General features: G+C 71.8%; 6 protein-coding genes and 2 pseudogenes. 1 reads left to right on the top strand and 7 read right to left on the bottom strand.

The window, feature by feature from the left end; genetic code table 11:
• The 5 genes and pseudogenes from IE212_RS13310 to IE212_RS13290 form a co-directional block, all read right to left on the bottom strand.
• Nucleotides 1-643 (bottom strand): annotated as a pseudogene (locus IE212_RS13310) (Rne/Rng family ribonuclease); the annotation flags it as partial.
• Between the two features lie 259 nt (nt 644-902).
• Nucleotides 903-1,685 carry a TIGR03936 family radical SAM-associated protein gene (locus IE212_RS13305; RefSeq protein ID WP_190197999.1) on the bottom strand — a complete coding sequence of 261 codons (783 nt, stop codon included), beginning with the start codon at nt 1,683-1,685 and terminating at the stop codon, nt 903-905.
• A gap of 48 nt (nt 1,686-1,733) precedes the next feature.
• Complete coding sequence (locus tag IE212_RS13300; protein WP_190197998.1) at nt 1,734-2,876, bottom strand: hypothetical protein; 1,143 nt, start codon at nt 2,874-2,876, stop codon at nt 1,734-1,736.
• A 121-nt stretch (nt 2,877-2,997) separates the two neighbouring features.
• Nucleotides 2,998-3,228: a helix-turn-helix domain-containing protein gene (locus IE212_RS13295; RefSeq protein ID WP_190197997.1), complete on the bottom strand. Its 231-nt coding sequence runs from the start codon at nt 3,226-3,228 to the stop codon at nt 2,998-3,000.
• Nucleotides 3,228-3,389, bottom strand: a pseudogene (locus IE212_RS13290) (DUF2975 domain-containing protein); the annotation flags it as partial. The pseudogene IE212_RS13290 and the gene IE212_RS13295, both read right to left, overlap by 1 nt.
• A 181-nt stretch (nt 3,390-3,570) precedes the next feature.
• Here IE212_RS13290 and IE212_RS13285 point away from each other — a divergent pair.
• Nucleotides 3,571-4,260, top strand: a complete 690-nt coding sequence (locus IE212_RS13285) for a GAF and ANTAR domain-containing protein (protein WP_229864258.1) — start codon at nt 3,571-3,573, stop codon at nt 4,258-4,260.
• A 131-nt stretch (nt 4,261-4,391) separates the two neighbouring features.
• Here IE212_RS13285 and IE212_RS13280 read toward each other — a convergent pair whose 3' ends face one another.
• Nucleotides 4,392-6,356, bottom strand: coding sequence for a TIGR03960 family B12-binding radical SAM protein (locus IE212_RS13280; protein WP_190197996.1), 1,965 nt, complete (start codon nt 6,354-6,356; stop codon nt 4,392-4,394).
• Nucleotides 6,357-6,444: 88 nt separating this feature from the next.
• A complete protein-coding gene (locus tag IE212_RS13275) occupies nt 6,445-7,947 on the bottom strand; it encodes a CYTH and CHAD domain-containing protein (protein ID WP_190197995.1) in 1,503 nt (500 codons plus the stop codon).
• Nucleotides 7,948-7,955: the final 8 nt, after the last annotated feature.

Here is a 7,955-nt window from a genome sequence, read left to right as displayed (position 1 = left end):
GGCGCCGCGGTCGGCGCGCGGCGGCCTCCTCGGCGGCCCCAGCGCCCTCCGCGGCATCAGCCGCGACGGGCTCGGAAGCACTCGCCGCCGGTGCCGCCGCCGTCTCGCTCGCCTCCGGCGCAGTCGCGGCGGGCGTGGCCACGCTGCGCGTCGCACGACGCCGGGTACGCCGGGGAGCGGCGTCCTCGGCCACCTCGGCGGGCGCGGGAGCCTCGGTCTGCTCCGGCGCCTCGGGGGCGGCGGGGGCAGCGGCGGTCACCGGTACCACGGTCTCGGCGGCCTCCGCGGACTCCGGGGACCCGGCGGGCGCTGAAGCACGGCGCACCACTCGACGCCGCTTGGGAGCGGCGGGAGCGGCGTCCTCACCGGGCTCGCCGCTCTCGGCGGGCGCGGCGGTCGCCTCCTCGGCAGCGGTCGCGGTCTCCGCAGCGGCTTCCCCGGCTTCTTCCTCGAGGTCCTCGGGATCCGCGACCGGTATGGCCGGCGTGACGGTCTCCACCGGAGCGTCGGAGGAGGCGCCGACGGGCGGACCCGCCGGGCGGGACGCGGCGCGGCGCCGCCGGCGGGGCGGCAGGGTGTCGCTGGGGGTGTTGTTCTGTTCGGAGCCCGTCGAGGACTCTGTGGGTTCGGTCGGTTCGAGCATGCGGGCTTTTCTCCCGTCAGGCTCCCGGGCGCCGCGCCTGGTCCGGCTGTGCCGGTGACGTCCGCGGCTCGCGCTGTGCGCGTCGCCGCCGTCCGGGGCGCGGGCGCCGCACGGGAGCTCTCCGTGTCCTGTCTCGCCGGTTCCGTACACCTATTGCGTACGGCCTGGCGAAAGTCTTCTGGTCGGTGCGCTGCCCGACCCAGGTGGCTCCCGAGTCCGAGGGCGGCGCTACGACGTCCGTCCCTACGCGGGACCTTCCTTACGCCGGCGCCGTCGCGGCGGCAGGCGGTTCGGCCGTTGAGCGGGCCTGTGCTGCCTCGCGGTCGGGCGCGAGCGGGTCGGTCACCGTGCCGGTCTCTTCATCGAACAGCCCCTGCGCCAGCCTGGTCACCGCTGCGGGGACCGGCGGCGCCAGGTCGGCCACGGCGCGGAGACCGGACAGGACGTCGTCGGGTCGTACGGCAGGCGTCACGTGCCGAACAACCAGCCGCAGTATCGCACAGGGCTGGTCGGTCGGCCTATCAGCCTGCGGACTGTGTGTTTCCGCGAGGTCGCGGATCTCCAGGCTCACGACGGCGGAGCGGGCGTCGAAGGTACGGACCCCGTTCTTGGCGAGGCGCTGCACCTCCACGGTCTCGGCCGCGGTGAAGGCGTCCGCCGCACGGCGGGCCTCCTCCTGCGACACGCCGTCCAGCCGCAGCTCCCACACGGAAGCCGTGAGCCGGTCGGCGAGGCCCGAGGTGCGGGCCTCGACCGCCTCGACGATGTCGAGCCCGGTGGGCAGCGACTCGTCGAGAAGGATCCTGAGCTGCTCCGGGTCGCGCGGCGCGGTGAGCGCGATCTCCAGGTACTCCGCCTCACTGCCCGTGCCGGTGGGTGCGGCATTGGCGTACGACACCTTCGGGTGCGGTGTGAAGCCCGCCGAGTAGGCCATCGGCACCTCGGCACGGCGCAACGCACGCTCGAAGGCGCGCTGGAAGTCACGGTGGCTGGTGAACCGGAGGCGGCCGCGCTTGGTGTAGCGCAGTCGGATGCGCTGCACCGCGGGTGCGGGCGGCGGGCCTTCGGGCTGTCGCTTGCCCAGTGTCGTTCAGTCCTTCGTGAGAGCGGTCGTACTGCTACCAAGAGTACGTGCCTCGCGGCCCGAAGGTTCCCTCCGGTCGACCTGCCGCGGCTGCCGCGGCTCCCCGAAGAGCATCCGCCGGAAGTCGGCGCGCGCCTGCCGCACGGAGTCCCGGGCGGCGGCGAGTGCCTGCCGGGTGGCCCGTCCCACACTGCGGGCCGCCTCGGCGGCGGGCCGCAGGACCGCGTCGCGCACCACGTGCCCGACCGGCGTCAGCACCCCGCGGTACACCCACCGCACCGGCTCGACGAAGATCCACCGCAAGAGGGTGCCGAGGAACCGGCCGATGACGAGCGAGACGTGCCCGGCGACGCGCCAGGCGTGGCCCAGGGCGTCCCACACCTCCCGCCCGATGACGGCGAGGACCCTTGCGACCGGGTTGAGCACCCACCGCCAGACGGCGAGCGCGGGCAGCACGAGCAGGATCCGGCCGGTCCGGTGGAGGGCCGTCCCGATGCCGGTGACGATCGCGCTCACCAGCCACAGGAGCCCCTTGGCGCACCAGGCGATCGCGCGGCCGGCGGGCGCGAGCACCCAGGTGTACAGCCACCCGGCCGGCACGACGAGGAGGTACCTGACGAGCCACGCCATGGCCGTGTACACACCGACGCCCAGGGCGGCGAGCAGGGCGCCGAACCCCTTGAGCACCCACATCGCGGCATGCCCGATCGGCGTGAGCACCCACCTGTACCCCCAGCCGAACGCGGCGGCGGCGCCCCCGGCGGCCCACGCGATCGCTTGCCCCAAAGGCGTCAGCACGTAGCGGTGGAGCCACACGACGGGCAAGACGACCAGGACGCCGCCGAGCCACCCCAGCGCCTTGGCCACCGGCACGACCAGGTACCGCCACAGCCCGACGAAGGGCCACACGAACAGCGCCCGCCCCAGCCACAGCGACGCCCGCCCCAGGGGCCTGAGCAGCACGTCGTTCACGAACCGCCCGGCCGCGACGAGCCCGTCCCACGCCAGCCGCACGGGGACGACCAGCACCAGCACGACGATCCGCACCGGAATCCGGATCGCGACGACGAGACACCCCTCGGCCTCCGGCTGCCCGCGCAGATCGCCCCGCGCCTCGGAGCCCTCGCGGGCCGACTTCTCCAGATCCATACCTGCGAAGACGCCTCAACGCCGCGTCCGGATGCGGCGACGCGCGGATCACACCCCGCTCACGCGCCGGCCGGACGCGTCTGGAGCAGCCGGGGCGACTGGCGGATGCCGATGTTCTCCATCACGGCATTGTCCCGTCGGCGGCGCCGTCGGCCTCCCAGCGCAGCAGGTCCCCCGGCTGGCATCCGAGCACCTCGCAGAGGGCGGCGAGGGTCGAGAAACGGACCGCCTTGGCGCGGCCGTTCTTGAGGACCGCGAGGTTGGCGGGGGTGATGCCGACGCGTTCCGCGAGCTCGCCCACGGACATCTTCCGCTTGGCCAGCATGACGTCGATGTCGACGGCGATCGGCATCAGATGACCTCTTCCAGCTCGGCCTGCGTCCGGGCCGCCTGATTGTCCCGTGCGACGGCCTGCGCGATCAGCATCCGCAGCACGAGCACGACCAGCGCGAGGACCAGCGGCGCAGCGGCCACGAATGCGCCGATCACGGTGTGCACGCACCGGAAGGCGGCCGATCGATCCACGATGAAAATCTATCGAAAATCGATAGATGTCACAACGGGTCACATGCCCGAAGGGACAAAGGGGTAACCGAAGGCGGCGACAGGGGCGCGTCCGCCCACCGTTCGCGTGCCGCACCTGACACCGTTGGCGGGGTAGCAAGCAAGAGCCCCCGAGCCGAGGAGGAAGACAGTGGAATGGCGGGCGTTCGCACAGCAGATGGCCTCCATGGCTCGGGACCTGCTGGCTCAGGACTCGGTCGACGCCACCCTCGAGCGCATCACGCACTCGGCCACGGAACTGGTGGCGGGCTGCGACGCGGCCGGCATCCTCCTGCTGCACGGCAATAAGGTGGAGACACTCGCGCCCACCCACCCCCTGGTCACCGAGAGCGACCGCCTCCAGGAACGCCTCCAGGAGGGCCCCTGCTTCGACGCGGCGCGCAGCGACACCGGGGAGCGGGTCTTCCGCATCCACGACTTCACCCACGAGGTGCCACGCTGGCCCGAATACGCCTCCCGGGCCGAGGGACTCGGCGTGGGCAGCATGATGGGCTTCCTGCTCTACACCGATGACGAGGAGTTCGGCGCGCTCAACCTGTACTCCGGCAAGCCCGGAGCCTTCACGGAGGACAGCGAGATGGCCGGCTGGCTGCTGGCCTCGCACGCCGCCATCGCCTTCTCCAGCGCCCGCAGCCACGCCCAGCTCCAGCAGGCCGTCGAGACCCGCCATGTGATCGGCGAGGCCATGGGCATCGTCATGGGCAGCCACGACCTCACCGAGAAGCAGGCGTTCGACGTGCTGCGCCGCTACTCCCAGGACAACAACATCAAACTCCGCGAGGTCGCGCGCCGCGTCTGCGAACACGGCCGCCTTGCCTGACGGCTCCCCCAGCACATCTTCCGAACTGGGGGAACCTGGCCGAGCCGGCCCCCCGGGGGAGCGTCACCGACCCCGCCTGTCCCAACGAGTCCCCCGGAGAACGCACCGCTCACACCTCATCGCGCGTGCGTTCAGTGCCCGTGTCCGCCGGGGGCCGAAGCGGCGTTCTTGACGGTCAGGGGCAGGAGCTTCTTACCCGTGGGGCCGATCTGGATGTGGGTGTCCATCTGCGGACACACCCCGCAGTCGAAGCACGGCGTCCAGCGACAGTCCTCGACCTCCGTCTCGTCGAGAGCGTCCTGCCAGTCCTCCCAGAGCCAGTCCTTGTCGAGGCCGGAGTCCAGGTGGTCCCAGGGGAGGACCTCCTCGTACGTGCGCTCGCGCGTGGTGTACCAGTCGACGTCCACACCGAAGGGGGCAAGCGCCTTGTCGGCGCAGGCCATCCAGCGGTCGTACGAGAAGTGCTCACGCCAGCCGTCGAAGCGGCCGCCGTCGTCGTAGACCGCGCGGATGATCGCGCCGGTGCGGCGGTCGCCCCTGGACAGCAGGCCCTCGACGATGCCGGGCTTGCCGTCGTGGTAGCGGAAGCCGATGGAGCGGCCGTACTTCTTGTCGCCGCGGATCTTGTTCCGCAGCTTCTCCAGGCGGGCGTCCGTCTCCTCCGCCGACAGCTGCGGCGCCCACTGGAACGGCGTGTGGGGCTTGGGGACGAAGCCGCCGATCGAGACGGTGCAGCGGATGTCGTTGGAGCGGGAGACCTCGCGGCCCTTGGCGATGACCTTCGTCGCCATGTCCGCGATCTGCAGGACGTCCTCGTCGGTCTCCGTCGGCAGGCCGCACATGAAGTACAGCTTCACCTGACGCCAGCCGTTGCCGTAGGCGGTGGCGACGGTACGGATCAGGTCGTCCTCCGAGACCATCTTGTTGATGACCTTGCGGATGCGTTCCGAGCCGCCCTCGGGGGCGAACGTGAGACCGGAGCGGCGGCCGTTGCGCGTCAGCTCGTTGGCCAGGTCGATGTTGAAGGCGTCCACGCGGGTGGACGGCAGGGAGAGGCCGATCTTGTCGTCCTCGTAGCGGTCCGCCAGGCCCTTGGCCACGTCGCCGATCTCGCTGTGGTCGGCCGAGGAGAGCGACAGCAGGCCGACCTCCTCGAAGCCCGTCGCCTTCAGGCCCTGCTCGACCATGTCGCCGATGCCCGTGATGGAACGCTCGCGGACCGGGCGCGTGATCATGCCGGCCTGGCAGAAGCGGCAGCCACGGGTGCAGCCGCGGAAGATCTCCACCGACATGCGCTCGTGGACCGTCTCGGCCAGCGGGACCAGGGGCTGCTTGGGGTACGGCCACTCGTCGAGGTCCATGACCGTGTGCTTGGAGACGCGCCACGGGACGCCGCTGCGGTTCGGCACGACCCGGGCGATACGGCCGTCGGGCAGGTACTCGACGTCGTAGAAGCCGGGGACGTACACGCCGCCCGTCCTCGCCAGGCGGAAGAGCAGCTCCTCGCGGCCGCCGGGGCGGCCTTCCGCCTTCCAGGCGCGGATGATCGCCGTGATCTCCAGGACCGCCTGCTCACCGTCGCCGATCACGGCGCAGTCGATGAAGTCCGCGATCGGCTCGGGGTTGAAGGCGGCGTGGCCGCCGGCCATGACGATCGGGTCGTCCAGGCCGCGGTCCTTGGCCTCCAGGGGGATGCCGGAGAGGTCCAGGGCCGCCAGCATGTTGGTGTAGCCCAGCTCCGTGGAGAAGGAGAGGCCGAGCACGTCGAACGCCTTCACCGGGCGGTGGCTGTCCACCGTGAACTGGGGGACGCCGTGCTCGCGCATCAGCTCCTCGAGGTCCGGCCACACGCTGTAGGTGCGCTCGGCGAGGACGCCCTGCTGCTCGTTCAGCACCTCGTAGAGGATCATGACGCCCTGGTTGGGCAGGCCGACCTCGTAGGCGTCCGGGTACATGAGTGCCCAGCGGACGTCGCAGGACTCCCACTCCTTGACCGTGGAGTTGAGTTCTCCGCCGACGTACTGGATCGGCTTCTGCACATGCGGGAGCAGAGCTTCGAGCTGCGGGAACACCGACGCAGCGACTTCGGCAGGCATGTCGCGCACCTTCGTGAGCTGGACTGAACTGACAGGGGTGACCATTCAGCGTAACGCGACGGCGGGGCGCTTCCGTACGCCCCAAGGGTCACAGGCCCGGCGCTGCCCCCTTGATCTCCTTCCACAGGCCGGGCAGCTCAGCCTCCGTGCGCAGGGCCCGCTGCTCCTCGCGCTCGTGGAGCAGGCCGTAGGTGAAGGCGCTCTCCCCCGCCGCGTGGGCGACCGCCGACAGCTCGCGCAGGGTCTGCCGGGCCATCACGCTGTCCTGGTGCTCGCCGAGGAGTTTCTGCAGCGTCTTCATGGACTTGACCATGCTCTTGGCGGGCTTGCCGAGGGCCGGCTGGGCCGCCTCCGCTGCGTAGCGGGCGCGCTTGGCCTTCTTGCGGGCCTCGTGCACGGCGACGTCCCGCTCGGTGCCGGGCTCCAGCTCCAATGCCCGCTCGACCAGCCGGGACACCTTGCGGAAGTCTTTACTGACGGCCTTGGCGAGTGGCTTGCCGGGCTTCTTCCCGGCGGCCTTCAGCAGCGGCGGGGCGGCGATCAGCGTGTCCAGGGTGTCGAGCAGGGCGAGGTAGCGGCGTGAGTCCAGGACCCCGGTGATGCGGCCGTGGGCCGTGTGGTGTTCGGCGCGCGACCAGCCGCGCAAGCGCTCGGCCACGGGGCCGCGGACCAGGCCGTCGGGCACCTCGTCGAGGGCCGCCGTCAGCCGTGCGGACAGCACCTCGCGGTCGCGGTCCAGGCCCAGCTCCCCGGCCAGCCATTTCAGCTCGTCGGCGAGGGGGTCGGTGGCGGCCCGGTCGAGGATGTCCCCGAACGACTTGAAGGTGCTGCGCAGCCGCCGGCTGGCCACCCGCATGCGGTGCACGGAGTCCTCCGTGTCCCGGCGGACGGCCGGGTCGAGTTCGACGATGGCGTCACGCTGGGCGCGCACGTACGCGAGGACATGGTCTCCGGCGGTCACCGGGTCCGCGACGGGGCTGGACGCGCGGTGTCCGGCGGGAGCCGTTTCCGCGAGGGCCCGGGCCAGTTTCGACGCCGACGCCGACGGCCGTACGCCCGCCTTGCGCAGCCGCTTGCCGACCATGTCGAGGAAGGCCGGGTCTCCCCCGTCGGCGAGCTCCACCTCGATCTCGGTCCACCGCGCCGCGCCGCCGTCCGTGAGCCGCTGCGCGTGCACGGTGTCGACGCTGACCTCGGCGAGCGGCTTCCCGTCGGCGTCGACGAGGTGGCGCACGTCGCGGTCGGAACGGAGCCGGACGAGGGGCAGCAGCTCGCGGTCGCGGACCCGGGAGCGGACCAGTGCGGCGAGGACGTCCGGGAGGGTCTCGGACAGTGGGGCGTGGATCTCGTCGCGGACGCCCGGGGCGACCGGGAACTTCAGGTGCCAGCCCGCGTCGGAGCCGCCGGTGCGCCGGCGCAGGGTGACGGACGACGCGGCGAGGCGTTCGTCGGCGGTGTCGTAGTAGGTGGCGTCGAGGTGTGAGACACCCTTGTCGAGGACGGCCGCGACGCCGGTGACACCGGTCAGGTCGGGAAGCCCGCTGTCCTCGGACTCGTACTTCCGCTCGATCTCACGCTTGGTGTCCGCCATACACCGAA

The sequence above is a fragment of the Streptomyces djakartensis genome (assembly GCF_014651075.1).
Taxonomy (GTDB): domain Bacteria; phylum Actinomycetota; class Actinomycetes; order Streptomycetales; family Streptomycetaceae; genus Streptomyces; species Streptomyces djakartensis.
The sequence above is the reverse complement of the archived record's forward strand: the minus strand, read 5'-3'. Positions and strand labels throughout refer to the sequence as shown.

What these genes read in the sequence shown, in the direction of transcription:
- IE212_RS13280 (WP_190197996.1), bottom strand. Translation starts at nt 6,356, where the DNA reads ATGCCTGCCGAAGTCGCTGCGTCGGTGTTCCCGCAGCTCGAAGCTCTG.
- IE212_RS13295 (WP_190197997.1), bottom strand. Translation starts at nt 3,228, where the DNA reads ATGCCGATCGCCGTCGACATCGACGTCATGCTGGCCAAGCGGAAGATG.
- IE212_RS13275 (WP_190197995.1), bottom strand. Translation starts at nt 7,947, where the DNA reads ATGGCGGACACCAAGCGTGAGATCGAGCGGAAGTACGAGTCCGAGGAC.
- IE212_RS13300 (WP_190197998.1), bottom strand. Translation starts at nt 2,876, where the DNA reads ATGGATCTGGAGAAGTCGGCCCGCGAGGGCTCCGAGGCGCGGGGCGAT.